Genomic DNA, 25,851 nt, shown 5'->3' with positions numbered 1-25,851 from the left:
GACGGGCGCCGGGCCCCGTCAGGGCGCCGGGGGCGCCCCCGGGGCGGGTGGCCGGTGTTCGTACCAGCGCCGGTCGGACTCCAGCTGCGCCGCCAGCGAGACGAGCCGTTCCTCGCTGTGGGCGGGGCCGAGCAGCTGGGCTCCGACGGGGAGCCCGGTGCGGGTGAAGCCCGCCGGGACGTTCACTCCGGGCCAGCCGAGGACGTTCCACGGCCAGGCGTACGGGCACGCGGCCGTCATCACCAGGTCGGTGCGCAGGGCGCTCAGACCGTCGAAGGCACCGATCCGCGGCGGCGGGGAGGCGGTCGTCGGGGTGAGCAGCACATCGAACCCCGATGTCCCCGGCGTACGGAACAGCTCGCCGATCCTCCGTCGCTGCCACGCCTCCCTGGCCCGCGCCGCGCGCACCACCCGGCCGCCGAGCCGGGTGCCGGTACGCAGGGCGCTCCGGGTACGCGGATCGAGGGCCGAGGGGTCGGGGTGGAGGGCGGCGAGTTCGGCGATCCCGGCGGTGGCGCGGGGCAGGAAGCCGAAGCCGATCAGCCCGTAGCGGGGCCTGGCCTCCACCACGTGGTGACCGAGGCGGGCCAGGGTCTCGGCGAGCGCGGTGACGGCGCGGCGCACCTCGGGGTGGGGAGCGGCGCCGGTGAAGGTGAGCGGGGGCCTCCAGGCGAGAGCGATGCGGAGCCTGCCGGGGTCGCGGCGGGCGGCGGCCGAGGCGTCCACGGCGGGTGGGCGGTGCGGGTCCTCCGGGTGGGCGCCCGCGACCGCGTCGAGCAGCAGGGCGGCGTCCGCGACGGTCCTGGCGAGGGGGCCGTTGACGGTGAGGCCCTGGAAGGCGTCGCTGTACGGGTGGACGGAGATCCGGCCGCGCTGCGGCTTGATGCCGACGAGGTGGGTCCAGGCGGCCGGGATGCGGATGGAGCCGGCGCCGTCCGAACCGAGCGCCGCGGGGACGAGTCCGGCCGCCACGGCCGCCGCCGAGCCTCCGGACGAGCCGCCCGGGGTGTGTCCGGTGTGCCAGGGGTTACGGGTGACACCGAAGGCGGGTCCCTCGGTGAAGGGCCATTGGCCCAGTTCGCAGCAGTTGGTCTTCCCGACGATCACGGCCCCGGCGGCGCGCAGTCGGCGGACGGCCTCGCTGTCGGCGGTGGCCGGGGGCAGTTCGCCCGCGCAGCCGAAGTGGGTGGGCAGTCCGGCGACGTCCGTGTCGTCCTTGACGGCGACCGGCACTCCGAGCAGCGGCAGCCGCTCCCCCGCCGCGAGCCGCCGGTCCGCGTCGGACGCCTCGGCGAGCGCCGCGTCGGTACGCAGTACGCGAAAGGCGTTGAGCGTGCTCCGGCTCGCCTCGGCACGTTCCAGTGTCCGGGTCACCAGCTCGACGGACGTGACCCCACCGCCCATCAGGTCTCTGGCGCTGTCCGCCAGTCCGGGTGCCGCGGTGCGTTCGGTCGAGGACATGGGGCACTCGCCTCCCTCGTGTTCTCCGTACCGGTACGGGTCCGGCCGGGGCGTCGCAGCACGTGTACCGGAGGGTAACGACCGGGGGCGTACGCGCTCAAGGGCACCTTCCCCCGCGGTGAAGCGGTGAGCGCGGTGAAGCGGTGAGCGCGGCGAGCGCCTTCCCCGGCTGCTTCCCTATCCTCGGCAGTGGCCGGCGGCGGCCCGGCCGCCGCCGGAGACCGGGTCCCGGTCCGGAAGCCCGGACCGGGGCCACGGCCACTCACTTCCGTACGCGTCTTCCGAGGAGTTCCGTGGACAGCGAGACCGCCCCCCGGGCGATCATCACCAGCAAGCCGCGCGATGCCCGCCCGCCCCTGCCGCACGCGACGCTCGGCGTCGGCGTCATCGTGCTGGACGAGCGGGGCCGGGTCCTGCTGGGCAGACACCGGGGCGGTACGTGGGAGCTGCCCGGCGGCAAGGTCGATCCGACCAACGAGTCGGTGGCCGCGGCGGCCGTGCGCGAACTCCGCGAGGAGACGGGGCTGGAGGCGCGCGAGGAGGACGTACGGGTGCTGGCGATGCTCCATGACGTGATCGCGGGCCTCACCCGGGTCTCGATGGCCGTCGTCGTGAGCGCCTGGACGGGTGAGCCGGAGGTGACCGAGCCGGAGCTGATCAGCGGCTGGTGGTGGACCTCACCCGACGAGCTGCCCAGCCCGTTGTTCGAGCCCTCCGCGCAGGTGCTGGCGACCTGGCGGCCGGACCTTCCGATCGAGCATCCGCCGGTGCACCGGCTGCCGCTCACCGGCCCGCCCGTCCTCACTTCTCCCCTCGGATAGGCCGTTCGAATCCGGGGCACGCGTGTCCGGGGCGCCACGCGGCACCCCGGACACGTGAGAGTCACGCGAGCGAACGGGAGAGTCGATGAACGCCGCACGGACCGCCCGCAGGGATCGTCTGCCGGGCCGCGCCGGCCCGGCGCTCCTGCGGCACGTGCGGGGCTGGGCCCGGCCCGGTGTCGGACGGATCGACGTGGTCCAGTCCCTCAAGGCCGCCGCGGCGGCGGCTCTCGCCTGGGCGGTGACCGGCTGGTGGCTGCACGCGCCCATGGCGCTGATGGCGCCGTGGGCGGCCGTGGCCCTGGTGCAGAGCACCGTCTACCGTTCCCTCCGGTCCGGGCTGCAGCAGGTGCTGATGATCGCCCTCGGCACGCTGGTGGCCGCGGGCGCCGCCGTGGTCACGGGGAACACGATGGCGGCGATGGTCGTCGCCCTGCCCGTCGTGGTGCTCCTCGGCAACTGCGCCCCGGTCGGCGAGCAGGGGCTGTACGCCCCCACCACGGCACTGTTCGTGCTGGCGTACGGCTCGTACTCGGCGTTCGATGTCGCGCACCGTCTGGTAGAGACCTGCATCGGCGCGGTCATCGGCATCGGTGTGAACGCGGTGGTGCTGCCGCCGGTCCTGTCGAGGGACGTCAAGCGCCTCTCGCGCCGCCTTCCCGGGGACTGCGCCGAGCTGCTGTCCACGGTGGCGGACGAGCTGGAGGCGGACTACGGACGCGAGCGCGCCGAATCCTGGTACACCCGGGCGGAGGGGCTGCGCGCCACCCTCTCGGAGCTGCGGACCGCACGTCAGTGGGCGACGGAGAGCTACCGCTTCAACCCGGGCCACCGGCTTCGCGCGTCGGCGCTCGCCCCGCCTCCGGAGTGGGACCTGGTCTGGGAACGGATCGGCGAGCACCTGCAGACCATCACCCGGACCCTGCTCGAAGCGGCCGTCGACCGCGGCCGGCTCGCCACCCCGCCGCCCTCCGCGCTGGAGTGCGCGGCGGAGGTCCTGCGCGCGGCCGGTGACGTGTGCGCAATGGACCAGAAGATCCTGGAGGACGGCCCCGACGAGGAACGCCGCGAGCGGCGGGCCGAGGAGCTGGACCGGGCGTGGGGGGCCCACTCCCGCCTCAAGCGGGAACTGCCCGACGGTGACACGGAGACGGCCACGTCCGTCGGGGGCCTGGTCGCGGAGATCCAGCGGCTGCTGCACGACCTGGCGCCGTGACCCGTGGTGGTCGAATCCGGAAGCGGCCTCGCCCGGTCCGGATGACCGCGGGGCGGGCGTGGTGCGCCCGGACGCCCCCGGCATGGACCGGTCCGTCCGGGGAAGCCGTCTGTCGGCCGCCCCGGTCAACCCTCGCGCCGACGCGTGATCCGGACCCGCCGCGGTGGTAAGGCCATGGACGGAAGAGACCGGACTCCACAACCGACGGACAGGAGACCCAGTGCGGTTGTCGATGAGGAAGGCGGGGAAGGCCGGACCGGGTGAGCGGGCCGGCAGGGTGGCGCGTACGGGTTTCGAAGGGGTGGACGCGCGGCTCCCGCTGGCCGAGTCCGCGCGCGCCCTGCTCCGCAAGGCGTTCCCGGAGCACTGGTCCTTCCTGCTGGGCGAACTGGCCCTCTACAGCTTCGTCGTTCTGCTGCTGACCGGCGTCTTCCTCACCCTGTTCTTCGATCCGTCGATGGCGGAGACGGTCTACCAGGGCTCGTACGTCCCGTTGCACGGCGTGCGGATGTCGGAGGCGTACGCCTCCACGCTCGACATCAGTTTCGAGGTGCGCGGCGGGCTGCTGATCCGTCAGGTGCACCACTGGGCGTCCCTGGTGTTCCTGTCCTCCATCGGTGCCCACCTTCTGCGCGTCTTCTTCACGGGCGCGTTCCGCCGGCCCCGGGAGGCGAACTGGATGGTGGGGGTGACGATGTTCCTGCTGGCGCTGCTGGAGGGGTTCGCGGGCTATTCGCTCCCCGACGACCTGCTGTCCGGCACGGGGCTGCGGACCGCGCAGGGCATCATGCTGTCGATCCCGGTGATCGGCAGCTACGTCAGTTTCTTCGTCTTCGGCGCCGAGTTCCCCGGCGAGGACATCGTCAGCCGTCTCTATCCGATGCACGTCCTCCTGGTCCCGGGGCTGCTGCTCGCCCTGATCTCCCTGCACCTCCTGCTCGTGGTGCATCTGAAGCACACCCAGTGGCGCGGGCGGGGACGGACCGGCCGGAACGCCGTCGGACAGCCCCTGTTCCCCCACTACACCGCCAAGTCGGGCGGTCTGTTCCTCATCGTCTTCGGGCTGCTCGCGGTCCTCGCCGCGGTGGCGCAGATCAACCCCGTGTGGGCGTACGGGCCGTTCAGACCCGATCAGGTGTCGACGGACGCGCAACCGGACTGGTACGTGGGCTTCCTGGAGGGGGCGCTGCGGCTGATGCCCGGGGTGGAGACCCGCCTGTGGGGGCACACCGTGATGTGGAACGTGTTCCTTCCCGCGGTGGTGCTGCCGGGTCTGCTCTTCGTGATCCTCTACCTGTACCCGTTCTTCGAACGGTGGGTGACGGGCGACGGCGGTGAGCGGCATCTCTGCGACCGGCCGCGGGACCGGCCCACGCGCACGGGGCTGGGAGTGGCGGCGCTCGTCTGTTACGGGGTGCTGCTGCTGGCGGGTGGTCAGGACGTCGTCTCGTATGTGTTCCATCTGCCGTTCCCGCCGCTGACCTGGGTCTTCCGGGTGCTGTTCGTGGTCGGGCCGGTGGCCGCGTTCTGGCTGACCAAGCGGCTCTGCCTGGCGTTGCAGAAGCGCGAGCGGGAGTTGCTGTCCGAGGGCGAGGAGACCGGTGAGGTCACGCAGACGGTGGAGGGCGCGCACCGTCCGGGACACCGGCCGCTGGACGACGGGGCCCGGTGGGTCGCGCTGACGGCGGAGCGGCCCCGGCCGCTTCCGGAGCCTCGCGGTCCCGGAGACGGCCGTGACACCCGCGATGTCCGCGCGCCACGGCTGCGGCGGCTGGTGGACCGGAGCCGGTCGGCGGCGAGTGCCTGGTACTACCAGGACCGTGTGGAGCCGCCGCTCGACGCGCGTCTGCGTGACGAGGTCGCGGCGCTGAACGCCGGACCGACGGACACCGACCCCGGGCCGGGCGAACGCGACGGGCGGGGCGACGCCGGCTGACGGTCCATGGGATCGCTCATCGGCATCGGCATCGGCATCGGCATCGGCAGTATGCGGGAACGGCCACGGGAGCGGCGGTCCGTGGCCGTTCCCGCCGGGCGGGGGCGCCGGGCGGCCTCAGTCGGTGCGCGGCCCGTTCGCGTACACGAAACCGAACACGCCCGGGATCAGGACGCCCACACCGATCAGGAAGAGCCAGAGGCCGATGGCCACGCCCGATCCGATCAGGGCGGTGCCCAGCCCGGCCAGGACCGGGAAGTAGCTGCGGGCGGGGAAGAACGTCCTGGTGCCGCTGTTCTCCCGGATCTCCGCGTCCTTGCGGTCCTCGGGTCGGCGGAGGGTCCGGCCGTGCTGTCGCCACAGGAACGCGGCGATCAGGGCGGACATCAGGAACGACACGGTGAGCGCGGCGAGGCCGGCGGGTTCGCGGGCGAGCCAGCCGTAGATGCCGCCGGTCAGCGCGAAGAAGAGCGCGACTCCGGAGAAGAGCAGTGCCTCGGCCCTCATCAGCGCACCCCCGTCCCGGTGCGGACATCGGGCGGCCCGGCCGGAACCGGTCGTTCGCGGGCCTCGGGGTGGTGCAGGTCGAAGGAGGGGGATTCCGAACGGATGCGTGGCAGTGACTCGAAGTTGTGCCGGGGCGGCGGGCAACTGGTGGCCCACTCCAGGGAGCGTCCCCAGCCCCAGGGGTCGTCGACGGTGACCCGCTCACCGTGGCGCGCGGTCCGCCAGACGTTGAAGAGGAACGGCAGGGTGGAGATGCCGAGCAGGAAAGCGCCGATCGACGAGATCGTGTTCAGCAGGGTGAAACCGTCGGCCGCCAGATAGTCCGCGTACCGGCGGGGCATTCCCTGTTCACCGAGCCAGTGCTGGACGAGAAAGGTGAGCTGGAAGCCGACGAAGAGGGCCCAGAAGTGGATTTTACCCAATCGTTCGTCCAGCATTTTCCCGGTGAGCTTGGGCCACCAGAAATAGAATCCGGCGAACGTGGCGAAAACGATCGTGCCGAACAGTACGTAATGCAGGTGCGCGACCACGAAATAGGAGTCCGTGAGGTGGAAGTCCAGCGGCGGTGAGGCGACCAGCACTCCGGTCAGCCCGCCGAGCAGGAAGGTCACGAGAAAACCCATCGACCAGAGCATCGGGGTCTCGAAGGACAGCGACCCCTTCATCATGGTGCCGATCCAGTTGAAGAACTTGACCCCGGTGGGCACGGCGATGAGGAACGACATCAGGGAGAAGAACGGCAGGAAAACGGCCCCGGTGGCGAACATGTGATGGGCCCAGACGGTTGCCGAGAGACCGGTGATGGCGATGGTGGCCCCGACGAGCGACACATATCCGAACATGGGCTTCCTGCTGAACACCGGAATGATCTCGCTGATCACCCCGAAGAACGGAAGAGCCACGATGTAGACCTCGGGATGTCCGAAGAACCAGAAGAGATGCTGCCAGAGCAGCGCGCCGCCGTTCGCCGCGTCGAAGATGTGCGCCCCGAATTTCCGGTCCGCCTCCAGGGCCAGCAGGGCGGCGGTGAGCACCGGGAAGGCGAGCAGCGCGAGAATGGATGTGAAGAGGACGTTCCAGGTGAAGATGGACATCCGGAAGAGCGTCATGCCCGGGGCGCGCAGACAGATGATGGTGGTGATGAAGTTGACCGAACCGAGAATGGTACTGAGTCCGGAGACGACCAGGCCCATGATCCAGAGGTCGCCACCGAGTCCGGGCGAGTGGACCGGACCGTTGAGCGGGGCGTAGGCGAACCAGCCGAAGGACGCGGCGCCGTTCTCCGTGAGGAATCCCGAGACCACCATGATCCCGCCGAACAGATACACCCAGTAGGTGAACGCGTTCAGTCGCGGGAAGGCGACGTCGGCGGCGCCGATCTGAAGGGGCATCAGGGCGTTGGCGAATCCGGTGAAGGTCGGGGTCGCGAAGAGCAGCATCATGATGGTGCCGTGAATGGTGAACAGCTGGTTGTACTGGGCGGTGGTGACGATCTGGAGTCCGGGCCGGGCCAGTTCGGCCCGCATCAGCATCGCCAGCACACCCGCGAAAAGGAAGAAGCAGAAGGAGGTGACCAGGTACATGTTGCCGATGACCTTGTGGTCCGTGGTGGTCACGACCTTCAGGAAGACCTCTCCCCGACCCGCTCGCCGTTCCGTCCTTCTCGCTCTCTCCGCCGCCTTCGTCCGCTCCGGCTCCGTCCGCTCCGGATGATCGTCGTCGGGGGCCGCTGGGGGCGCTGAATCGGTGGAAATCTCATCCTCCCGGGTGGATACGCTCGACGGCGACGGCCGCCGCACAACTCTGGCACCGGCCACCTCCGACCCCGTGCACCTGCCCGGCGTGCCGCGCCCCGCCCGCTTCGACTTCCCCCCGTCCGAGGGAATACGCGCCCACCCGTCACCGGACCCGGGGAATACTTCGCGCCAGGAGGGTACGGAAAGCGTATGGACCTTTCTACGCGCCAAGACGCATCCGCCGAACTCGCCGCGGCGGCCTCCACCCCGGGCTGGATCGTTCCGCTCGTCATCGGGGTCGTCGTGGTCGCCGTGCTGATCGGGCTGGTCGCATGGGACAGCCGCCGCAAGCGCGCCCGGGCGCCGCGCCCCGACGAACAGCCGCGGCGTCCCGCGCACCGCGCGCACATCGAGGAGGTGCGCGAGCCCGACGACTTCGGTGCGGACGGCGAGCGCACCCTTCCGCACGAGATGAAGGGCTACGGCAACATGGGCTCCCGCTCCGCACCGCCCGGAACCCACCCGGACCGCGACGACAAGAGCGGCGGTTCCTTCGGCGGCGGTGGCCTCGGCAGCTGACCGGCGGCCACACGTCAGCGGGGCGACCGGGCGGGCGGCCCCACGCGCGGACTCATGGCGCGCCTTCACGGATTCCCGCGGGCCGGCTGACGGAAGCCCCGTCAGCCGACGTACCGGCGGGCCGTGGAGGCGCGTCGGGCCTTCTCCAGAGCCGCGAGCCGCGCCTCGATCTCCGGCGGGACGGGGTCGCGCTGCTTCAGGACCCAGGGCAGCCCCGCCGCCGCGCGCAGGAAGGCGCGCACCGACGCGCGGTCGCGGGGCACGGTCCGCATCAGATGACCGGTCCGGCGCAGTGCCGGCGTCAACGGCCTGCGGAGCCAGGTGAACCACAGGGTGTTGCGCAGCCCGTCGACCCGTCGGCCCGTGCTGTCCCGCACGGTCGAGGCCGCGTGGTGGATCGTCAGCTCCTCCGCGTAGCTGAGCCACCAGCCGCGCCGCATCAGGTCGGTGGCCAGCAACTCCTCCTCGCCGCCCAGCCACAGCCCCGGATGGAATCCGCCCGCCTCGCGGAAGGCGTCCACGCGCATCACCGTCGCCGCCGCGAGGAACGATCCGAGCGCGGGCCCGGGCAGCCAGTCCGGGCCGGTCAGGGGTGAATCGCGCAGTTCGGCGACCACCGGGTCCTCCTCCCCCGACGGCTCCACGACGATCCGGGCGGTGACCGCGGCGAGTCCCGGCGCGCGGTCGAGGAGGTCCGCCGCCCGGCGCAGGGAGCCGGGCTCCCACCAGGTGTCGTCGTCGCAGAACGCCACGTACGGGGTGCGTACCCGGGTCACCGCGAGGTTCCGGCCGATCGCGCCGAGGTTGCGGCCGGGGCGCAGCAGCCGCACATCGGGAAACTCCCGTGCCACCGCCCGTGCCGTCCCGTCGCGGGACGCGTTGTCGGTGACGACGACCGGGGGCCGCTCGGGCAGCGCGGACATGATGCGCAGGGTGCGGAGCAGTTCGGGGCGCCGGTCATGGGTGATCACGACCACCGTGACGCGGTCGTCCGCGGTGTCGGCCGCCGCGCTCCGGGCCGCCGTGCCGGTCTGTTCCTCCGTCATGGGTGTACCGCCTCCTCGTTCGCCCGCCGCTCCAGCAGACGGACCGCCTGCTCGACCCGGTGGGGCAGCTTCCTGCGGTGCCTGAGCGCCGAGGGGAGCCGGGTCAGGGTGCCCCGCAGGGCCGCCGCCGCGCCGGGTTCGGCCCGGCCCGTCTCGTACAGCAGGCGCGCGGTGCCGCGCAGCGCGACCGGCAACGGCCGGCGCAGCCAGTCGGTGAGCAGCGCGTTGCGCCGCAGCAGCGTTGCCCTGCCGGGCCGTTCCGCCGTGCCGGGGTGGTGGTGGGCGGTCACGGACGGCTCGTACACCACGCCCCAGCCGAGTGCGGTCAGATCGTAGGCCAGCAGGGTCTCCTCGGCTCCGAAGAACAGCACCTGGTGGTAGCCGCCCGCCTGGAGGAACGCCGTGCGGCGCACGACGGCCGCGCAGCCGAGGAAGCCGAGTACGGGCCTGCCGGGAAGATCGCCGTGGCGCGGCAGGGGCGACCGGGCCAGCACGGCGTCGAGCGGTTCCTCGGCGCGGCCGGGCTCCACGAGGGTGCGGGCCGCCACCAGGCCGAGCCGGGGGTAGGCGTCGAACAGATCGGCCGCGGTCCGCAGCGCGCCGGGCGCCCACCAGGAGTCGTCGTCGCTGAACGCCACGTACGGCGTGGTGATCCGGCGCGCCGCCAGATTGCGTCCGAGGGCTCCGGTGTTGCGGCCCGGTTCCAGCAGCCTCGCGCCGGACCGGTGCGCGCGCACGGCCGTGGCGGTGCCGTCGGTGGAGCCGTTGTCGACGACGACGATCTCCGGCGCCTCCGGGAGCGCGGCCAGGTGGTCCAGCGTACGCAGCAGGCTGTCCCTGCGGTTCCGGGTGATCACGGCGACGGAGGTCCGCCCGTCGGGTGGGGTGCTGTCGTGGGCGTCGTCCGGTGCGGGGTCCGCGCCGCCGCCGTTCCGCGCGGAGGCCGCGTCGTCGTCAGCCATGCCGGGCCGCCCGGGTCGCGAGGACCGGATCGTCCGGAACGCCGAGTACGCCCCGCGCGGCGCGGAGCACCTCGTCGGGTCCGATCCGCATCAGCAGCGGGTCGGGTTCCGTGGCGTGCGGGTCGCCGGGCGGGCCGGGGTGCCAGAGCGCGATGTGCCGCGGTGCGGCCGGTGGACCCCACAGATGTGGTGCCACCGGTCCGAACAGGGTCACCGTGGGGACCCCGTGCGCGACGGCGAGGTGGGCGGGCCCCGTGTCGCCGCTCACGAGGAGCGCGCACCCGGCGATGAGCGCGGAGAATTCCCCGTACGGCAGTCCGCCGCTGAAGACGTCGTGCCGGCCGAGCCCGCCCAGGTCGGCGACGGCCGTGTTCAGGCGCTCCTCCCCCGGACCGCCGGTCAGCACGACCCGGTGGCCGGCGGACCGCAGCCCCGCCACGACCGCCGCGTACCGCTCCGCGGGCCAGCGGCGGGCCGCCGAGTCCGCCCCGGGGTGCACGACGACGGCCCCCGGGACGGGCGAGGGGCGGTCCGGCGGGGGCAGGCGCACGTCCTCGGGGTCGGCGTCGATCCCGTACGCCCGCAGGAAGCGGCACCAGCGGTCCCGCTCGTGTTCGTCGTACCGCCACTCGGGGGGCGCGGGGTGCGAGGGCTGCGGGCGGGCGTACGAGAGCAGCCGGCGCGGCCGGAGCGCGGCGAGCGCCGCGTGGCTCTCCGGACCGTTCCCGTGCAGGTCGACGGCGAGGTCGGGCGGCGGTCCCGGCCAGTGCAGCAGGGAGGGTACGGCGCGGCCAGGAGCCCGGGTCGGGAGAAGCGTGTCGACGGCGCCGGTGGCGAGGGCGGGGGCGCGCAGGGACTCGGGGGCCGCGAGCACGATCTCGTGACCGGGGAAGGCCCGGCGCACCCCGCGCAGGGCCGGAATCCCGGCGAGGAGATCGCCGAGCCCCAGCGCCCGGAGGACGAGGACGCGGGGCGGGGTCCGACGCGTGCGGGCGGGGTCGGCGGCGGGGCGCGGCCCGGGCCGTTCGGGGGTGTACCGGGGCGGCACGGCCATCACCTCGTGAGCCGGTCGGCCGTGGCGTCCGGGTGGCCGCCGCGGGAGGTCGTGGCGGGCGGACGGGCGGCGCGTTCGACGAGCCGGGTGCTGGACCGCCCGTCGAGGTACGGCAGCAGCACGACCTGCCCTCCCCAGCTCTCCAGCAGCGCCGCCTCCGGAAGGTCGGACAGGGCGTAGTCGCCGCCCTTGGCCCAGACGTGGGGGCGCAGTTCGTCGAGCAGCCGTTCCGGGGTGTCCTCGTCGAAGACGGCCACCGCGTCGACACACTCCAGGGCGCGCAGCACCCGTACCCGGTCGGCCGCCGGTACGACGGGGCGCCCGCCGCCCTTGCGCCGGCGTACCGAGGCGTCCGAATTGACGCACACCAGGAGGCAGTCGCCGACCCGCCGGGCGGCCTGGAGCAGTTCGACGTGACCGGCGTGCAGCAGGTCGAAGCAGCCGCCCGCCGCGACGACGGTCCCGCCCGCGGCCCGCACCCGCCGGGCCATGTCCAGCGCGTCGTCCTCGGCGTCACCGTCGGCGGTGACGCCGGGCCTCGTGGCGAGCGCGTCGCCGTGGATCAGCGCGTGGGCGCCGCCGTCGGAGACGTACCGGGTCGCGGCGTCGACCGCGCCGCGTACGGCGTCCTCGGGCAGTGCCCCGTCGGCGAGCATCCCGGCCGCGGTGACCGCGAACCGGTCCCCCGCCCCGCAGGGGTCGCCCTGGGCCCGCCAGGGGGCGGGGACGAGCAGCGGTGTCTCGCCGTGGGACAGGAGCGCGCCGTGCTCGCCGAGGGTGACGACGACGGAGGTGACGTCCCAGGCGCGGAGCAGTACGCGGGCATCGTGAGCGGCCTCACCGAGCCGCCCGCGTGGCTCGTGCGGCGGTGCGGTCGCGGGTCGTCCGGCGTCAGTCGCGGGTCGTCCGGCGTCAGCGGGTCGTTCGCCGTTCCGCGATCGTCTGCTGTTCCGCGGTCGTTCGCCGTTCCGGGGCCGATCGTCGATGGGCCGTCCTGCGGCTCCGGAAGGCGCCTCCGTACCCGTGTCCGTACCCGTACCCGTGTCCGTGTCCGTACCCGTGTCCGTACCCGTGTCCGTACCCGTCCCCGTGTCCGTGTCCGTACGTGTGTCCAAAGGCGTCCCCGTCCCCGTGTCCGCGTTCGTGTCCGTGTCCGTACGTGTGTCCAAGGGCGTCCCCGTGTCCGCGTTCGTGTCCGTGTGCGCCGCCGCGAACCGCCGGGCCTCGGAAGCCGCCGGCGTGGCCAGGCATGTTCCCCGTACCGGCGGCCCGCCCGCCGGATGCGGGTCCCAGACCACGGGGACCCGGGCCGCGCGGCGGGTGAGGGCGTCACGCAGGGCGTCGGCCGTGCCCCGTCCGTAGTCCGCGACCAGGACGGCGCGCGCCGCCGCGACGGCCGCGCGGGCCGCTTCCGTCGCTCCCCCCGCGCGGCCGTCCCCGTCGTCGAGCCGCAGCAGCGGGCGTCCGTCGGCCATGAGCCGGGTCTTGCAGGAGAGTTGGCCGCGCAACGGGATCTCCACCAGCCGGACCCGGTCGCGGAGCAGTTCGCGCAGCGTGTCGCTGGCCTCGTCGGCGCCGAGCGCGGTGACCAGGGTGACGTCCCGGCCGTCGGCCGCCGCGAGGTACGCGGCGAGCGCGGCGCCCCCGGGCCGTGCGTCGCGCCGGGCGTGGCCCACCACCGGGACGGGCGCGTCCGGGGCCAGTCGTTCGGCCCGTCCGGAGATGTCCCGGTCGAGCAGTGCGTCACCGACGACGAGCAGCGGCGTGGGACCGCGAGAACGGCCCTCGCCCGCCTCTGCCCCCGTCCCGCCCCGCGAGCGGTTGCCGTCCGTCCGGTGGCCGTTCACATCGCTCCCCCGCACGCGACTCCCTTCCCCCCGACGCCCGTTCGTATGGCTCCCGCTCATGCGGTGCCCGCCTCCTCCGCGTCGGCGCCGCGCCCGCCGGGCACGCCGTCCGGCCCCTCGGAGCCGCCCCCGGGTCGGCCGTGGCGTGTCCTGGCGCCTCGGACGGTGGGTGACACGTCCAGTTCCGGAGCGCCGTGCCCGGTCGCCGGGGTGGACCGGGCGAGTTCCAGGTCGAACGCCTCGCAGATCATGTGGACGGCGACCAGATGCAGTTCCTGGACCGTCGCGGAGACCGCCGCGTCCACGCAGAGCGCTTCGTCGCTCGCCGCCTCCAGCGGGTTCGGGGCCGGACCGGTCAGGGCCCAGACCGCCATGCCGATCCGGCGGGCCTCGCTGGCGGCGGTCAGCAGATTGGCGCTGGCGCCGCTGGTGGAGAGCAGCAGCAGGATGTCGCCCGGCCGTCCGTGGGCGCAGGTCTGCCGGGCGAACACCTCGTGCACGCCGTAGTCGTTGGCGATGGCGGTCGTGGAGGAGGTGTCCGCGTGCAACGACAGCGCCGAGTACGCGGGCCGGTCGTCGCGGTAGCGGCCGACGAGTTCGGCGGTCAGGTGCTGGGCCTGGGCGGCGCTGCCGCCGTTGCCCGCGACCAGCAGCCGGGCGCCCCTGCCGAGGGAGCGGGCCAGCCGGACCCCCCAGCGCTGGGTCACCGCGCTCGACTCGCGGAAGGCGGGCAGGGCGTTCATCAGGTCGTCACAGTGCTGACCGGGTGCGATGAGCTTCATCGTGCGGCTCCCGAGAGCGTGGGGGCGGTGGCGAGTCCGGCGTAGACCCGGGCCACGCCGTCGGCGACGCGGTCCCAGGTGTAGTGGGTCAGGGCCCGTTCACGTCCGGCGGCGCCGTAGCGGGCGAGCAGGTCCGGGGCGTCCAGCAGGCTGCGGATCACCTCGCCGAGATCGTGGTCGGCGCCGTCGACGGGCGGTACCAGTACCCCGGTCACACCGTCGACCACGGTGTCGAGCTGGCCGCCGACGGCGGTCGCGACGACCGGTGTCCGGCAGGCCATCGCCTCGATCGGGACGATGCCGAACGGCTCGTACCGGGGCAGCGAGAGCAGCAGGTCCGCGCCGGACATGAGACGTGGCATCTCCTCGTGCGGCACACAGCCGAGCAGCCGGACCCGCCCGGCCACCCCGTACTCCTCGGCGGTCTTGCGCAGCCGCTCCGCCTCCGGGTCGGCGAACAGCAGGTCCGCCTCGGGGCCGCCCGCGACGAGGAGTTCCGTGTCGGGCACGGAGGCCAGGGCGCGTATCGCCCGGTCGAAGCCCTTGCGGGGCACCAGCCGGCCGACGGCGAGCAGCCGCCTGGGCGCGGAGGCCGGGCGGGCCGCCGCCGCGACGGGCGCGAAGTGGGCGGTGTCCACCCCGCACGGCACGATGTCGATCCGGTGCCGGGCCACGCCCATGGCGACGAGTTCGGCCGCCTCGTCGGCGCAGGTGGCGACGATCCGGGCGCAGGCGCGGCCGATGCGTGCCTCGATCCGGACGCGTTCGGGCGGGCTGGTGTCCTCCGCCCCCTGGTGACGCTTCTTCACCGTGCCGAGCGCGTGGTACGTCTGCACGACCGGGATGCGCAGCTCGCGGGCGCCGGTCAGCGCGGCGAGGCCGGACATCCAGAAGTGGGCGTGCACCACGTCGGGCCGGTTGAGGCCCCAGATCCGGGACAGGTACGCGCCGAAGTCGGGCATGTGGGCGAGGAGTCGGTCCTTCGGTACGGTGGTGGGCGGCCCGGCGGGCACATGGACGACCTTCACCCCGTCCGGGGTTCTGACCAGGGTGGGCACGTCGGGGCGGTCCCTACGGGTGTACACGGTGACGTCGTGTCCGCGCCGGGCGAGCCGGGCGGCGAGCTGTGCCACGTACACGTTCTGGCCGCCCGCGTCGGGGCCGCCGAGCGACGCGAGCGGGCTGGCGTGCTCGGACACCATGGCGATCCGTCCCAGGCCGGAAGTTGAGTACGTCATCGGGTGACCTCTTTCATGAGTCGTTCCCAGTCGTCCAGGAACCGCTGCGCGCCGTAGCGGGCCCGCGCGGCGGCCCTGGCCCGTTCCCCGGTCGTCCTGGCGTGTTCGGGGTCGCCGAGGAAGTGCCGCAGCGCGTCGGCCAGTACCTCGGGCCGGTTGGACACGACTCCGGCGTCCTCGGGGACGGCCTCGCGGATCTCGGTGGTGTCCAGGGCCACCACCGGCATGCCGAGGAACATCGCTTCGAGCAGGGAGAGTCCGAGCGACGTCCAGCGGACGGGGTGGAGGTAGACCCGGCAGCGGGCCATCGCCGGGTGGAGTTCCGTCTGCGGGAGGTCCCTGGTGCGGCACCTCTCGTCGGGGATGCCCAGGTGCGCGGCCAGGCCCTCGGTGCGCATCCCGAACACGTCGAGGGGCGCGGCCTCGGCGAAGCCCGGCAGCAGGTCCGTGCCGGTGGTCCGTCCTCGTCGCACCGGTTCGTTGACGACGACGGCCGCCCGTCGCTCCTCCCCGGTCCAGAGCGGGCCGGGGTCGATGATGCCGTGCTCGACGACCGTGGTGGGGGCCCGTCCGTTGTCCCACATCAGCCGGTTGAAGTGGGTGACGTGGACGACGGGGATGTCGGTGCGGTCCGCGAGCGGGTGGCGGGTGTCGACGGCTGAGGCGTGCGGGCTGTTGTGCTCGACGTACACGGCCGGTACGTCCCGGCCGGGGCGGCGGCCGGTCCACTCGTGGGCGAGGCCGGCCTCGTGCGGCCGTTGCAGGACCATCAGGTCGATGTCGCTCTCCCGCAGCTCCCGCGGGGTGAGCTCACGCGCCGACGCGGGCCACTGCCAGGTCCTGGCCCGGCCCAGGCCGTCCGGGCCCCGGTCGGGGGTGACCGGGAGGAGGTAGGTGTGCGGGCCCTGGAGGAAGGACGTCAGCCAGGAGCCGTGCACGTGCCAGACGAGGATGTTCATACGCTCTCCTTCAGCAGTTTCCGCACGGCGCTCACCACGTCCTGGGCGGTGACCTCGTCGAGGCACGGATGGCCGGGTACCGGGCAGTGCCGGGCGCGGGTGTCCGCGCACGGGGCGAACTGGTCGCCGAGCAGGACGCACGGCACTCCGTACGGGGCCCAGCGGTTCGCCGGGACCACCGGGGCGAACAGCGAGACGACCGGGGTGGCCACCGCCGCGGCGAGATGGGCGGGGCCGGTGTTGCCGCAGACCACGGCGTCGGCGGCGCGCAGCACTCCGGCGAGGCGGCGTGGGTCGGTGCGGCCACCGAGGTCCACACCGACCGCGCCGCTGACGTGCCGGGTCAGGTCCGTCTCGTCGGGGCCCCCGGTGACGACGACGCGGTGGCCGTCGTCGGCCAGCAGGTGCGCGGCGTGGGCGTAGCGGTCGGGGCTCCAGGAGCGGGCGGGGGCGCTCGCTCCCGGATGCACCACGACGTACGGGCCGTTGCCGGTGAGAGCGGCGGTGTCCGGGGTGGGCACCACGCGGAGCCGGCCGTCGTCCCCGGCTCTCGGGGTGAACCCGAGCGCGGCGGCGGTGTCGAGGGCGGCCTCGGCCTCGTGCCGGTCGGGCAGCCGGGTGTGGCGCACGTCGAGGAGGGTGCCGGGGTGATCGACGCTGTCGGCGCCGATCCGGCGCACGCCGGCCATCCGCAGGAGCAGCGCCGTGGGCAGCGGGCTCTGGTGGAAGGAGGTGAGCACGAGCGCGGTGTCGTACGCCCCGGCGCGCAGGCGGCGCACCATGCCCTCGATGTCTGCGTCGTCGACGGTGGGCGGGGTGACGCCCTCCCACGGGGCCTCCCAGACGATCACGTCGTCCACGTCGGGCAGCAGCCGGGCGGCGGGCTCACCGCGCGGGCCGCAGACCATCGTGACGTGGGAGGCGTGCGCGGCGACGGCCCGTACGGCGGGGCCGGTCAGCAGGACGTCCCCGAAGCTGTCGAGGCGTACGACGAGCGCCCTCATCGTGACCACCCCGCTCGGACGGGCCCCGGCCGCGCGAGGTGGCCGGGGGTGTCGCGTACGGCGAGGAGTCCGCGTACCGCGGTCAGGATGTCGGGGGCGGTACGGGGTTCGGCGGCGGTCTCGGCGGGCAGCGTGGCGGCGTTGGGGACGAGGACGCCGTCCGCGCCGGCCGCGCTGGCCGCCCGGGTGTCCGCCGCGATGTCGCCGATCACGACGCAGTCGGCGGGCGGGACGCCGAGCGTGCGGGCGGCCCGGACGATCAGTCCGGGCGCCGGTTTGCGGCAGGCGCATCCGGCGTCGGGGTGATGGGGGCAGTACGCCCAGGTGTCGAAGGCGCCGAGGAGTTCGTCGACGCGCCGGTTCACCCGGCGCACGTCGTCGTCGGTGAGCAGGCCGCGGCCGATGCCGGACTGGTTGCTGACGACGCCGGTCGCCACCCCCGCCTCACGCAGCAGCCGTACCGCCTCACGCGCCCCCGGCACCACCCTGACCAGGGCGGGGTCGCGGTTGTACGGGACGTCGTGGACGAGGGTGCCGTCGCGGTCGAAGAGAACGGCGGCCAGGACGCGCCTCGGCTCCGGCGCGCTGTCGCACGCGCCGGACCGTTCCCGGACACCGTCCGGTTGACGGTGCGTCACATCACACCTCGCCACGGTGTCGCCTTCCGGTGCGCGATCAGCCCCGCGCACCAGTGCCGGACGGCGAGCGGGGGGATGAGCACGCTCGTGCAGAGCATGGTGGCGATCTCCTCGGAGGTGCGTGGGCCGGGCAGGATGCGGGCGCCCGCGAACTCGGCCGTGCCCAGCGCCCACAGCGCGGCGGCCGCGGCGGCGGGCCCGCGCCGGCCGGTCAGGGCGAGCACCGGCGCGGCGAGCGCGGCGGCGGTGACCAGGAGGTGTCGGGGCAGCCGGCCGCGCGGTGCCTCGGCCCGCGACCACCAGCCGGGGCCGTGCAGCCGGCTCATCAGCACATCGTCGGCGTTGCCGCGTTGGGTGCGCAGCGAGATCCAGCGGTCCGCGGGCCTGACCGGGTGCAGGGTGACGCGGTCGCCCCGGCCGAGGGCCCAGCCCGCGTCGGTGACGCGAAGGGCGAGATCGGCGTCCTCGCGGAAGGCCCGGCCGAACCGCTCGTCGAATCCGCCGACCTCGATCAGCGCCTCGGTGCGGTACGCCATGTCGGCGGTGGCCCAGGCGGCCTGTTCGAGTCCGGCCGTGCAGCGTTCCCAGTCGGTCGGTCTGCGGTCCTCGCTCAGCGGGACCCGCAGCCTGCCCTGGACGCCGCCGGTGCGCGGGGTGGCGGCGGCGAGATCTGCGGCCAGCCGCTCACCCCAGTCGGGGAGTACGCGTACGTCGTCGTCGAGGAAGACCACCCACGGGGTGGTGACCCGGCGCAGCCCGGCGTTGCGCGCGGCGGCCGGGCCGCGCCCCCGGGTGACCGCGCCGCGTATCCGTCCGCGCAGCGGCCCGGCCGCGGCCAGTTCGAGGTCGCTTCGGGGCGCGGGCCGGTCGTCGACGACGATCACCTCGTGCGGCCGTGGCCCGGCGGCGGCAGCCAGCGCGCGGAGGCAGTCCGCGAGGCAGGGGCGGCCGATGGTGGGGATCACCACCGAGTAGGCCGGGCCGGCGGTGGTACCCGGGGTCGCGGTGCTTCCCGGGGACGCGGTGTTCTCCGGGGGGTCGGCGCGCCTCATGAGAACGCCTTCGCCCGGCGCACCAGGTACGGGCCGATGGCCAGCAGGTCGACGGGCGCGGAACCGAAGCACTCCAGCGCGTCCCGTGGGTGGTCGACCATGGGGCGTCCCGCGGTGTTCAGGCTGGTGTTGACGACGACGGGCAGCCCGGTGCGCCGTTCGAACGCGGTGAGCATGCGCGCCACCAGGGGTTCGGTGGCGCTGTCGACGGTCTGCACCCGGGCGGTGCCGTCGACGTGGACCACGGCGGGGATGCGCGAGCGCCACTCCTCGGCGACCTCGTGGACGAAGAGCATGTACGGGCTGGGCAGCGGCCCGTCGAAGAGTTCGGCCGCCCGTTCGGCGAGGACCATCGGGGCGACCGGGCGGAACTCCTCGCGGCCCTTGACGGCGTTGAGGCGTTCCAGGTTCTCGGCGCGGCCCGGGTGGGCGAGGAGCGAGCGGTGTCCGAGCGCCCGGGGGCCGAACTCGCTGCGTCCCTGGAACCAGGCGACGATGCCGTCCTGGGCGAGTTCCTCGGCGACCGCCGCGGCGATGTCCTCGGGTTCCTCGTAGGGCAGCGCGGCCTTCTCCAGCCAGCCGCGCAGTTCCTCGTCGCGCCAGCCCCGGCCGAGTGCGGCGGTGGGCATCGGCTCGGTGACCGCCCGCTCCTCCCCCGCGACGTGGAGGGCCGCGCCGAGGGCCGTACCGGCGTCTCCCGCGGCCGGCTGGACCCACACGGTCTCGAACGGACTCTCGCGGTACAGGCGGGTGTTGGCGACGCAGTTCAGGGCGACACCGCCCGCCATGGTCAGCACCTTCTCGCCGGTCCGCCCGTGCAGTTCGCGCGCCAGGTCGAGGATGGTGTCCTCCAGGCACAGTTGGGCACTGGCGGCCAGGTCGGCGTGGTCCTGGGTCCACGGCGTGTCCGGTGCGCGGCGGGGTGTGAGGGAGGCCCAGTCCACCCCGCTCGCCCGGAACCCGCCGTCGGCGCGGGCGTGGACGTGCTCGCGGATTCGTTCGGCGTGGCGGGGGGTGCCGTACGAGGCGAGGGCCATCACCTTGAACTCGTCGCTGCTGCGCAGGAATCCGAGGTGTTCGGTGAGGTCCTCGTAGAACAGGCCCAGCGATTCGGGGAGGCGCTGCGTGGAGAGGACGTTCAGTGTGCGGTCGGTGTACTGCCCGGTGAGCTGGGAGGCGCATTCGCCGCGGCCGTCGAGGACGAGCACCGCGCAGTCCGCGTACGGGGAGGCGGGTCCGGCCGACGCCGCGTGGGCCACGTGGTGGGCGACGAAGCGCACCTTCGCCGGGTCGAGCCCCGGCAGTGCCTCGGCGAGGAATTCGGGGGCGCGGCGCGCGTACTCCTGGCGCAGCGGGTCCCAGGGGTCGTCGAGTCCCATCTGCTGTGCGGGCAGGGACAGTTCGGGGTCGTACGAGTAGGCGACGGCGTCCAGGTCGGCGGGGGTGAGCCCGGCCTGTTCCAGACACCAGCGGGCGGAGAGTTCGGGCAGTTCCCAGGCGGAGAACGGCAGCGGCCGTTTCCCGTGCTTGCGCCGGCTGAAGCGCTCCTCTTCGGCCGCCGCCACGACCTTGCCGTCCACGACGAGCGCGGCGGCCGGGTCGTGGAAGAGCGCGTTGATGCCGAGGACACGCATGCGGAAACCTCCTTACGGCTGGGGGGCGGGTTCTTCGGACGCGGCGACGGGCAGGGGCGTCTCCAGGAGCACGGTGGGGCGCGTCAGTTCGGCGGGGGCGTACCGGGCGGCGAAGTGGGCGATGGTCCGCTCCAGCCCTTCCTCCCAGGAGATGTGCGGCTGCCAGCCGAACAGTTCGCGGGCCAGCGTCGTGTCGGGGCGGCGGCGTTCGGGGTCGTCGACGGGCCGGTCCACGCATTCGAGTCTGGAGGTGGAGCCGGTCAGCTTCACGATCCGCCTGGCTATCTCCCGTACGGTCGTCTCCTCGCTGCCACCGATGTTGACGGGGCGTACGGAACGGCTGGCCGCGACCCGCAGGACCCCGTCCAGGGTGTCGTCCACGTAACACAGGGACCGGGTCTGGCTGCCGTCCCCGGCGAGGGTGATCGGTTCGCCCGCCAGGGCCTGGCAGATGAAGGTGGGGACGGCCCGGCCGTCGTGGGCGCGCATACGCGGGCCGTACGTGTTGAAGAGGCGCACGATGCCCGCGTCGGTGCCCTTCACGCTCACATGGGCGGTGACCAGCGCCTCGGAGAACCGCTTCGACTCGTCGTAGACACTGCGCGGCCCGACCGGATTGACGTTCCCCCAGTAGTCCTCGCGCTGGGGGTGGACGAGCGGGTCGCCGTACACCTCGGAGGTGGAGGCGAGCAGGAAGCGGGCGCCGTCGCGGTGGGCGACCGCCAGCGCGTTACGGGTGCCGAGGCTGCCGACGTCCAGGGTCTCCAGCGGCATCCGCAGATAGTCGACGGGGGACGCGGGGCAGGCGAAGTGCAGTACCAGGTCGTAGGGCCCGCTCAGCCGGTCCACGCAGTCCGGCCCGGACACGTCGCAGTCGACGAAGGTGAAGCCGGGCCGCCCGGTGAGATGGTCCACGTTGTCGGCCGATCCGGAGGACAGATTGTCCACGCAGTCGACCTCGACGCCTTCGTTCAGGAGGCGTTCACAGAGGTGCGAGCCGAGGAATCCGGCGCCTCCGGTCACCGCGGCGCGGCGCCACTGCCGCCGCTCACTCACAGGCGTCATGCGACAACCTTCCTGTCGGCGGGCCGGCCTCCGGGGCTGTTCGCGGCTCGGAACAGGCCGTGCCGAATCCGGGTCCTGAGGGACGGGGGCCGGTTCTCTCCCGGCCGTACGGCGAGGGCCGGCCGGCTGCCGGCCGCTCCACGACGGGCCGGTTCCGGACGCGTGGGGCGCTCCCGGCCCGGCTGCCCCGTCCTCGGTTCGCCGCCATTTCCCGGCACCGATGCGGAGTGCCCCCGCTTCTCGGTTCTGCACATCGACCTCACCGACCGATCCGGAGTTGCTTCCCGTCGCACTAACGTTTGCGGCACCGAACACGAGCGGAAGGGGACGCCGATGCCGTACGCCTTGTCCACCACTCTGGACGAACTGCTCGCACCGCGCAGCGCGACCGGACGGCTGCTGCTGACCGGATGGTTCAGTTTCCGCGACGGCGAGGTAACGGCGGGGGACGCACTGGCCCAACGGGCCGTTTCCGCGGCATTGGACCGTCTGGGTGTCCGGCACGACACGGCGTGGAGTCCGGGCTTCGCACCCCGTGAGATGTCCCTGGAGGCGGCGGAGCCGTCCGCGTACGAGCAGGTGCTGTTCGTCTGCGGACCGCTGCACGGTGATCAGTTCACTCGTTTGCACCAGCGTTTTTCCAGCTGCCGACGGCTGGCCCTCGGGGTCAGCGTGATCGATCCGGGCGCGCCCGCGGTGACGGGGTTCGACCGGGTCGTCGCGCGTGACTCACCCGGCGGACGGTCCCTTCCGGACCTGTCGGCGGTGGCCCCGCTCCGCCCGGCGCCACCGGTCGCCGGGATCGCGCTGACGTACGGGCAGGGGGAGTACGGCGGCCGCCGCGACCACGACGCGGTCGCGGCGGCCCTGACGGAGTGGGTCTCGGGCAAGGACTGTGCCCGGGTGGCGGCGGAGACCCGGCTGGCCGTCGACGACTGGCGGCTGTGCCGGACCGCCGACCAGTATCTGGCACTGCTCGGCGCACTGGACGTGGTGCTGACCGACCGGCTGCACGGCATGGTCCTGGCGCTGCGGGCGGGCACGCCGGCGCTGGTCGTCGACCCGGTGCGCGGGGGCGCCAAGGTCTCGGCCCAGGCACGGGCACTGCGCTGGCCCGCCGTGCTGCCCGCCGACGGGGTGACGGCGGCGGCACTGGACCGGTGGTGGGACTGGTGCCTCTCCGCCGACGGGCGCGGGGCGGCCCGGCGACGCGCCCGGCTGATGGCCGTGGACGCGGTACGTGACAGCTGAGCGGCGGCCGTCACCCGCACCCGGGCACGGAGACGGCTCCAGCGGGCGCCCGCCCCCGCCCCGGGCACGGATGACGACTCCGATGAGCCTCCGCCACTGGCCGGTGCGGCGCGTGCCGCCGAACCTGGTCATGTCGGGACGGTCACTCGACTGGTGATGTCGGACCGGTCACCCGGGGAGTCGGCCCCGCCACGCGGGTCTGGGGCAATGCCGTCCCGTCCCGGACCCGCGCCGGAAGGAAGAGAGGGAACGCCATGAGGCACGGAGACGCGCCACCTCCCGCCGACCCCGCGCGCCGTTCCGGGTCCGGCCACCAAAACATGCCCGTCGAGGCGCCGCCTCCTTCCTCCGCCCCCGTCCCCGGCCGGGGGGCAGGAGCGTTGCGGGAGGAGGCCGAGGGACTGCGGGAGGCGGTGGCGCTGAGGGAGTCGGCGGCACTGAGGGAGGAGATCGAGGGGCTGCGGAAGGCACTGGCCTCGCGCCCCCTGCTCGACATGGCGCGCGGCATCGTCATGGCGGCCGGACGGTGCACGCCGGAAGAGGCGTGGCAGATCCTCGTGGAGACCTCCCAGCACACCAACATCAAGCTTCGCCACGTCGCGGAGGCGGTGGTGGAGGGCGTCGGCGGTCCGCCACCGCCCGAGGCGGTCCGGTCCGCGATGCGGGCGGCGCTCGCCCGGATGCGCGGGAACGCCCCGGGACGCTGAGCCCACGCCACGGCTGGCCCGAGACGGTCCCGCCACGAGCCCACGTACACCACTACCCCCGGCGCTCCCCCCGGCGCTCCCCCCGGCACACCCCGTGCGCCACACCGCCCCCGGGACGCTTATCAGAAAAATTGTTTGGAAACGGGCCATACGGGGCAATTCCTCGGTGTGCTTCGGACAGCAGGCACGCCCGTGGGAGCTGGACCGCTCCGGGCGCGCGGCGCCCGGGCCGGGTTCCCACGGCGACCGATGTACCGGTACGGGACACCCCCGTCAGGGAGCTGACAGCACCATGCGCACTGCCCCCGCACACAGCAGACACCGGCATCCGCACACCGACGCCCCCGACACCGAGGCGGCCTTCCGCAGACTGGCCGCGCTGCCGGAAGGCCCCGAGCGCGAACGGCTGCGACAGGATCTCGTCTGCGCCTGGCTGCCGATGGCGCAACGGCTGGCCGGGCGGTTCCGCGACCGCGGCGAGTCGCTGGAGGATCTGCGCCAGGTCGCGGCCGTCGGTCTGGTCAAGGCCGTCGACCGTTACGAACCCTGCCGGGGGACCGCCTTCGCGAGCTACGCCGTCCCCACCGTGGTCGGTGAGGTCAAGCGGCACTTCCGGGACCACATGTGGGACTTGCACGTGCCGCGCAGGGTCCAGGAGCTGCGCACCGGCGTCCGGGCCGCTCTCCACGAGCTGGGGCAGGTCCACCAGGGCCACTCCCCCACCACCGCCGAGATCGCCGACCGGGCCGGGATGACCGTGGCGGACGCGCTGCTCGGCCTGGAGGCCCTGAACAGTTACAGCGCCCTGTCGCTGGACGCGGAGCTGTCGGGCACGGAGGACGGGTACACGCTGGGGGACGCCCTCGGCGGACCCGATCCGGCCCTCGACGCCGTGGTCAACCGCGAGGCGGTCAAACCGGGCCTGCGCGGTCTGTCGGAACGCGAGCGGCGCATCCTGTACATGCGGTTCTTCCGGGACATGACGCAGACCAGCATCGCCGAGGCGCTGGGCATATCCCAGATGCACGTGTCGCGACTGATCAGCCGCTGCTGCGAGCAATTGCGGGAGCAGGCACTCCGGGGCGCAGAACAGCCAGTGCCATATGGCGGGCGACCAGCTCGGCGGTGCGCGCCTCGGACGGTGAGAACGGCGGCCGGTCACCGGTCCTGATCAACGTGAGCGCCCCCAGCGGCCGCCCTCCGGCGTCCGGTGGGACCGCCAGCGGTACGCAGAGCAGTGACGACGCCCGTGCCCTGAGGAGGACGGAGACACCGTCGGCGGCCCTGCCGAAGCAGTCGGGGTCGAAGCGGTCGGGGTCCTCGCCGGACCGCACCAGCAACGTCGTCGCTCCACCTCCCGCCGTGTCGCGTACGACCGGGCAGTGCCGGGGGTCCTGATCCATGAGGGTCTTCGACAGGACGGCGGCCCGGCCACCCGGAGGGCCCAGGACGGTCGTCCTGCGCAGGGCGCCGCCGACCGTCAGATCGGCGCACACCCAGTCCGCGAACCGGTCACGCAGCACACCCGCGGCCCCGGCCAGCGCCCCCGTCGTGCCTCTGGACGGGCTCCGCAGCAGCGCGGTGGTGGTCGCGTCGAGCAGATCAGCCGCCGGGTGCGGGAGCGGGGTGGCGGGACCCGGCATCGCGCAGGCCGACCGGTCGTCGCCGACGAGCGTCCCGGACACCGTGACCGTGCTTCCCGGGACCTGAGGGTCGGCCTGGAGGAGCAGCAGCACCGCCGGGTAGGGCTCGTCCGGCAGACGCAGCGCGGTGAGCGTCGCCCGGAACGCCGGGTGCGGTCCGTGTCCCAGCCGCACCCGCAGCGCGCGTGGCCCCTCGCCGCGGGCCACGGCGGCGGTCCGGGTGCGCAGCGCCGCTCGGTCGCCCGGCCGCAGGAGGGACGTGAACTCCCGGCCGGTCATCGCGGCGGCCCGGACGCCGGTGAGTCGCGCCGTGGCCCTGTTGACCCGTCGTACGACCGTGTCACGGTCGGTCACCGCCACCGGCAGCGGCAGGCGCTCGAAGAAGGCTCTCAGGAGCCGCTGCTCGGCCCCGTCGGCCGGGCACGCCCCGCTCTCCCGGTCGCGCAGCCGCTCGAACGCGGGCCACAGTCTCTCGGCCACATGCTCCAGTTCGAAGAGCGCCGCGTCCAGCAGGAGGTGCGTGTCCGACGCGGACCGCGCTCGGGCGATCCGAAGCTCCTCGACGCGCTCGGCGAAAGCCGTCGCCCCGTCCACGAACTCATCCGCCCTCGCCATGGGGGAAAGCTAACGGACAAATCGCCACCGCCCCGTGCTTGACCGGTCCACGGGTACGCCTGTCGGCCGTGGTCGGGCTTGCTCGACCGGTCCACCGG

The 25,851-nt window shown here is 73.7% G+C and carries 22 protein-coding genes and 1 pseudogene; 7 read left to right on the top strand and 16 right to left on the bottom strand.

The window, feature by feature from the left end; translation table 11 throughout:
• Positions 1-18: 18 nt before the first annotated feature.
• A complete protein-coding gene (locus PZB75_RS26985; protein WP_275537890.1) occupies positions 19-1,461 on the bottom strand; it encodes an amidase in 1,443 nt (480 codons plus the stop codon).
• A gap of 293 nt (positions 1,462-1,754) precedes the next feature.
• Here PZB75_RS26985 and PZB75_RS26980 point away from each other — a divergent pair, with 293 nt between their 5' ends.
• From PZB75_RS26980 to PZB75_RS26970, 3 genes are all read left to right on the top strand, one after another.
• Positions 1,755-2,282 (top strand): NUDIX domain-containing protein, encoded by a 528-nt coding sequence (locus PZB75_RS26980; protein WP_275537889.1) that lies wholly within the window; start codon positions 1,755-1,757, stop codon positions 2,280-2,282.
• An 85-nt stretch (positions 2,283-2,367) separates the two neighbouring features.
• Entirely contained in the window at positions 2,368-3,498 is a 1,131-nt protein-coding gene (locus PZB75_RS26975; RefSeq protein ID WP_275537888.1) for an aromatic acid exporter family protein, read from the top strand.
• Between the two features lie 232 nt (positions 3,499-3,730).
• Positions 3,731-5,434, top strand: coding sequence for a cytochrome bc complex cytochrome b subunit (locus PZB75_RS26970; protein WP_275538883.1), 1,704 nt, complete (start codon positions 3,731-3,733; stop codon positions 5,432-5,434).
• 117 nt (positions 5,435-5,551) lie between these two features.
• On the opposite strand, the gene PZB75_RS26965 is transcribed toward PZB75_RS26970, so the two are convergent.
• The gene (locus PZB75_RS26965) at positions 5,552-5,941 is read right to left on the bottom strand and encodes a cytochrome c oxidase subunit 4 (protein WP_275537887.1); all 390 of its coding nucleotides are present in this window, start codon (positions 5,939-5,941) and stop codon (positions 5,552-5,554) included.
• Positions 5,941-7,695, bottom strand: a complete 1,755-nt coding sequence (gene ctaD, locus PZB75_RS26960; RefSeq protein ID WP_275538882.1) for a cytochrome c oxidase subunit I — start codon at positions 7,693-7,695, stop codon at positions 5,941-5,943. The genes PZB75_RS26965 and ctaD overlap by 1 nt, the downstream gene beginning before the upstream one ends.
• A gap of 192 nt (positions 7,696-7,887) precedes the next feature.
• Between ctaD and PZB75_RS26955 the strand changes: the two genes are divergently transcribed.
• Positions 7,888-8,256, top strand: a complete 369-nt coding sequence (locus tag PZB75_RS26955; RefSeq protein ID WP_275537886.1) for a DUF6479 family protein — start codon at positions 7,888-7,890, stop codon at positions 8,254-8,256.
• A gap of 101 nt (positions 8,257-8,357) precedes the next feature.
• On the opposite strand, the gene PZB75_RS26950 is transcribed toward PZB75_RS26955, so the two are convergent.
• The 12 genes from PZB75_RS26950 to PZB75_RS26895 form a co-directional block, all read right to left on the bottom strand.
• Positions 8,358-9,302 (bottom strand): glycosyltransferase, encoded by a 945-nt coding sequence (locus PZB75_RS26950; protein ID WP_275537885.1) that lies wholly within the window; start codon positions 9,300-9,302, stop codon positions 8,358-8,360.
• The gene (locus PZB75_RS26945) at positions 9,299-10,264 is read right to left on the bottom strand and encodes a glycosyltransferase (RefSeq protein WP_275537884.1); all 966 of its coding nucleotides are present in this window, start codon (positions 10,262-10,264) and stop codon (positions 9,299-9,301) included. The genes PZB75_RS26950 and PZB75_RS26945 overlap by 4 nt, the downstream gene beginning before the upstream one ends.
• On the bottom strand, positions 10,257-11,318 hold the full coding sequence (locus PZB75_RS26940; RefSeq protein WP_275537883.1) for a glycosyltransferase family 9 protein: 1,062 nt from the start codon (positions 11,316-11,318) through the stop codon (positions 10,257-10,259). Before PZB75_RS26940 ends, PZB75_RS26945 begins: the two co-directional genes overlap by 8 nt.
• Complete coding sequence (gene rfaE2, locus PZB75_RS26935; protein ID WP_275537882.1) at positions 11,318-13,180, bottom strand: D-glycero-beta-D-manno-heptose 1-phosphate adenylyltransferase; 1,863 nt, start codon at positions 13,178-13,180, stop codon at positions 11,318-11,320. Before rfaE2 ends, PZB75_RS26940 begins: the two co-directional genes overlap by 1 nt.
• A 41-nt stretch (positions 13,181-13,221) precedes the next feature.
• On the bottom strand, positions 13,222-13,947 hold the full coding sequence (locus PZB75_RS26930) for an SIS domain-containing protein (protein ID WP_275537881.1): 726 nt from the start codon (positions 13,945-13,947) through the stop codon (positions 13,222-13,224).
• Positions 13,944-15,185 (bottom strand): glycosyltransferase, encoded by a 1,242-nt coding sequence (locus PZB75_RS26925; RefSeq protein WP_275537880.1) that lies wholly within the window; start codon positions 15,183-15,185, stop codon positions 13,944-13,946. The genes PZB75_RS26930 and PZB75_RS26925 overlap by 4 nt, the downstream gene beginning before the upstream one ends.
• The gene (locus PZB75_RS26920; RefSeq protein WP_275537879.1) at positions 15,182-16,144 is read right to left on the bottom strand and encodes a glycosyltransferase; all 963 of its coding nucleotides are present in this window, start codon (positions 16,142-16,144) and stop codon (positions 15,182-15,184) included. The genes PZB75_RS26925 and PZB75_RS26920 overlap by 4 nt, the downstream gene beginning before the upstream one ends.
• Positions 16,141-17,148 (bottom strand): glycosyltransferase family 9 protein, encoded by a 1,008-nt coding sequence (locus tag PZB75_RS26915; protein WP_275537878.1) that lies wholly within the window; start codon positions 17,146-17,148, stop codon positions 16,141-16,143. Before PZB75_RS26915 ends, PZB75_RS26920 begins: the two co-directional genes overlap by 4 nt.
• Positions 17,145-17,711, bottom strand: a complete 567-nt coding sequence (locus PZB75_RS26910) for an HAD family hydrolase (protein WP_275538881.1) — start codon at positions 17,709-17,711, stop codon at positions 17,145-17,147. The genes PZB75_RS26915 and PZB75_RS26910 overlap by 4 nt, the downstream gene beginning before the upstream one ends.
• A gap of 71 nt (positions 17,712-17,782) precedes the next feature.
• Positions 17,783-18,838, bottom strand: coding sequence for a glycosyltransferase (locus PZB75_RS26905; protein ID WP_275537877.1), 1,056 nt, complete (start codon positions 18,836-18,838; stop codon positions 17,783-17,785).
• The gene (locus PZB75_RS26900) at positions 18,835-20,472 is read right to left on the bottom strand and encodes a carbamoyltransferase C-terminal domain-containing protein (RefSeq protein ID WP_275537876.1); all 1,638 of its coding nucleotides are present in this window, start codon (positions 20,470-20,472) and stop codon (positions 18,835-18,837) included. Before PZB75_RS26900 ends, PZB75_RS26905 begins: the two co-directional genes overlap by 4 nt.
• Before the next feature lie 12 nt (positions 20,473-20,484).
• A complete protein-coding gene (locus tag PZB75_RS26895; RefSeq protein WP_275537875.1) occupies positions 20,485-21,537 on the bottom strand; it encodes an NAD-dependent epimerase/dehydratase family protein in 1,053 nt (350 codons plus the stop codon).
• Positions 21,538-21,870: 333 nt separating this feature from the next.
• Between PZB75_RS26895 and PZB75_RS26890 the strand changes: the two genes are divergently transcribed.
• The 3 genes from PZB75_RS26890 (at position 21,871) to PZB75_RS26880 (ending at position 24,666) form a co-directional block, all read left to right on the top strand.
• A complete protein-coding gene (locus PZB75_RS26890; protein WP_275537874.1) occupies positions 21,871-22,788 on the top strand; it encodes a polysaccharide pyruvyl transferase family protein in 918 nt (305 codons plus the stop codon).
• Between the two features lie 254 nt (positions 22,789-23,042).
• Positions 23,043-23,495 (top strand): ANTAR domain-containing protein, encoded by a 453-nt coding sequence (locus PZB75_RS26885; RefSeq protein ID WP_275537873.1) that lies wholly within the window; start codon positions 23,043-23,045, stop codon positions 23,493-23,495.
• A gap of 292 nt (positions 23,496-23,787) precedes the next feature.
• Positions 23,788-24,666: a SigB/SigF/SigG family RNA polymerase sigma factor gene (locus PZB75_RS26880; protein WP_275537872.1), complete on the top strand. Its 879-nt coding sequence runs from the start codon at positions 23,788-23,790 to the stop codon at positions 24,664-24,666.
• Here PZB75_RS26880 and PZB75_RS26875 read toward each other — a convergent pair.
• Positions 24,644-25,753, bottom strand: a pseudogene (locus PZB75_RS26875) (PAS domain-containing protein); the annotation flags it as partial. The gene PZB75_RS26880 and the pseudogene PZB75_RS26875 sit on opposite strands and share 23 nt — an antisense overlap.
• Between the last annotated feature and the right edge of the window lie 98 nt (positions 25,754-25,851).

The sequence above is a fragment of the Streptomyces sp. AM 4-1-1 genome (assembly GCF_029167625.1).
Taxonomy (GTDB): domain Bacteria; phylum Actinomycetota; class Actinomycetes; order Streptomycetales; family Streptomycetaceae; genus Streptomyces.
Note: the sequence above shows the minus strand (reverse complement) of the source record. Positions and strands in the feature narration are given on the sequence as shown.

Excerpts from the sequence above, each read along its gene's own strand:
- PZB75_RS26965 (WP_275537887.1), bottom strand. The coding sequence starts at position 5,941 with ATGAGGGCCGAGGCACTGCTCTTCTCCGGAGTCGCGCTCTTCTTCGCG.
- PZB75_RS26945 (WP_275537884.1), bottom strand. The coding sequence starts at position 10,264 with ATGGCTGACGACGACGCGGCCTCCGCGCGGAACGGCGGCGGCGCGGAC.
- PZB75_RS26975 (WP_275537888.1), top strand. The coding sequence starts at position 2,368 with ATGAACGCCGCACGGACCGCCCGCAGGGATCGTCTGCCGGGCCGCGCC.
- PZB75_RS26925 (WP_275537880.1), bottom strand. The coding sequence starts at position 15,185 with ATGACGTACTCAACTTCCGGCCTGGGACGGATCGCCATGGTGTCCGAG.
- PZB75_RS26885 (WP_275537873.1), top strand. The coding sequence starts at position 23,043 with ATGAGGCACGGAGACGCGCCACCTCCCGCCGACCCCGCGCGCCGTTCC.
- PZB75_RS26950 (WP_275537885.1), bottom strand. The coding sequence starts at position 9,302 with ATGACGGAGGAACAGACCGGCACGGCGGCCCGGAGCGCGGCGGCCGAC.
- PZB75_RS26890 (WP_275537874.1), top strand. The coding sequence starts at position 21,871 with ATGCCGTACGCCTTGTCCACCACTCTGGACGAACTGCTCGCACCGCGC.
- PZB75_RS26955 (WP_275537886.1), top strand. The coding sequence starts at position 7,888 with ATGGACCTTTCTACGCGCCAAGACGCATCCGCCGAACTCGCCGCGGCG.
- PZB75_RS26895 (WP_275537875.1), bottom strand. The coding sequence starts at position 21,537 with ATGACGCCTGTGAGTGAGCGGCGGCAGTGGCGCCGCGCCGCGGTGACC.
- PZB75_RS26985 (WP_275537890.1), bottom strand. The coding sequence starts at position 1,461 with ATGTCCTCGACCGAACGCACCGCGGCACCCGGACTGGCGGACAGCGCC.
- PZB75_RS26970 (WP_275538883.1), top strand. The coding sequence starts at position 3,731 with ATGAGGAAGGCGGGGAAGGCCGGACCGGGTGAGCGGGCCGGCAGGGTG.
- PZB75_RS26880 (WP_275537872.1), top strand. The coding sequence starts at position 23,788 with ATGCGCACTGCCCCCGCACACAGCAGACACCGGCATCCGCACACCGAC.
- PZB75_RS26915 (WP_275537878.1), bottom strand. The coding sequence starts at position 17,148 with ATGAGGGCGCTCGTCGTACGCCTCGACAGCTTCGGGGACGTCCTGCTG.
- PZB75_RS26920 (WP_275537879.1), bottom strand. The coding sequence starts at position 16,144 with ATGAACATCCTCGTCTGGCACGTGCACGGCTCCTGGCTGACGTCCTTC.
- PZB75_RS26900 (WP_275537876.1), bottom strand. The coding sequence starts at position 20,472 with ATGCGTGTCCTCGGCATCAACGCGCTCTTCCACGACCCGGCCGCCGCG.
- PZB75_RS26930 (WP_275537881.1), bottom strand. The coding sequence starts at position 13,947 with ATGAAGCTCATCGCACCCGGTCAGCACTGTGACGACCTGATGAACGCC.
- PZB75_RS26905 (WP_275537877.1), bottom strand. The coding sequence starts at position 18,838 with ATGAGGCGCGCCGACCCCCCGGAGAACACCGCGTCCCCGGGAAGCACC.
- PZB75_RS26940 (WP_275537883.1), bottom strand. The coding sequence starts at position 11,318 with ATGGCCGTGCCGCCCCGGTACACCCCCGAACGGCCCGGGCCGCGCCCC.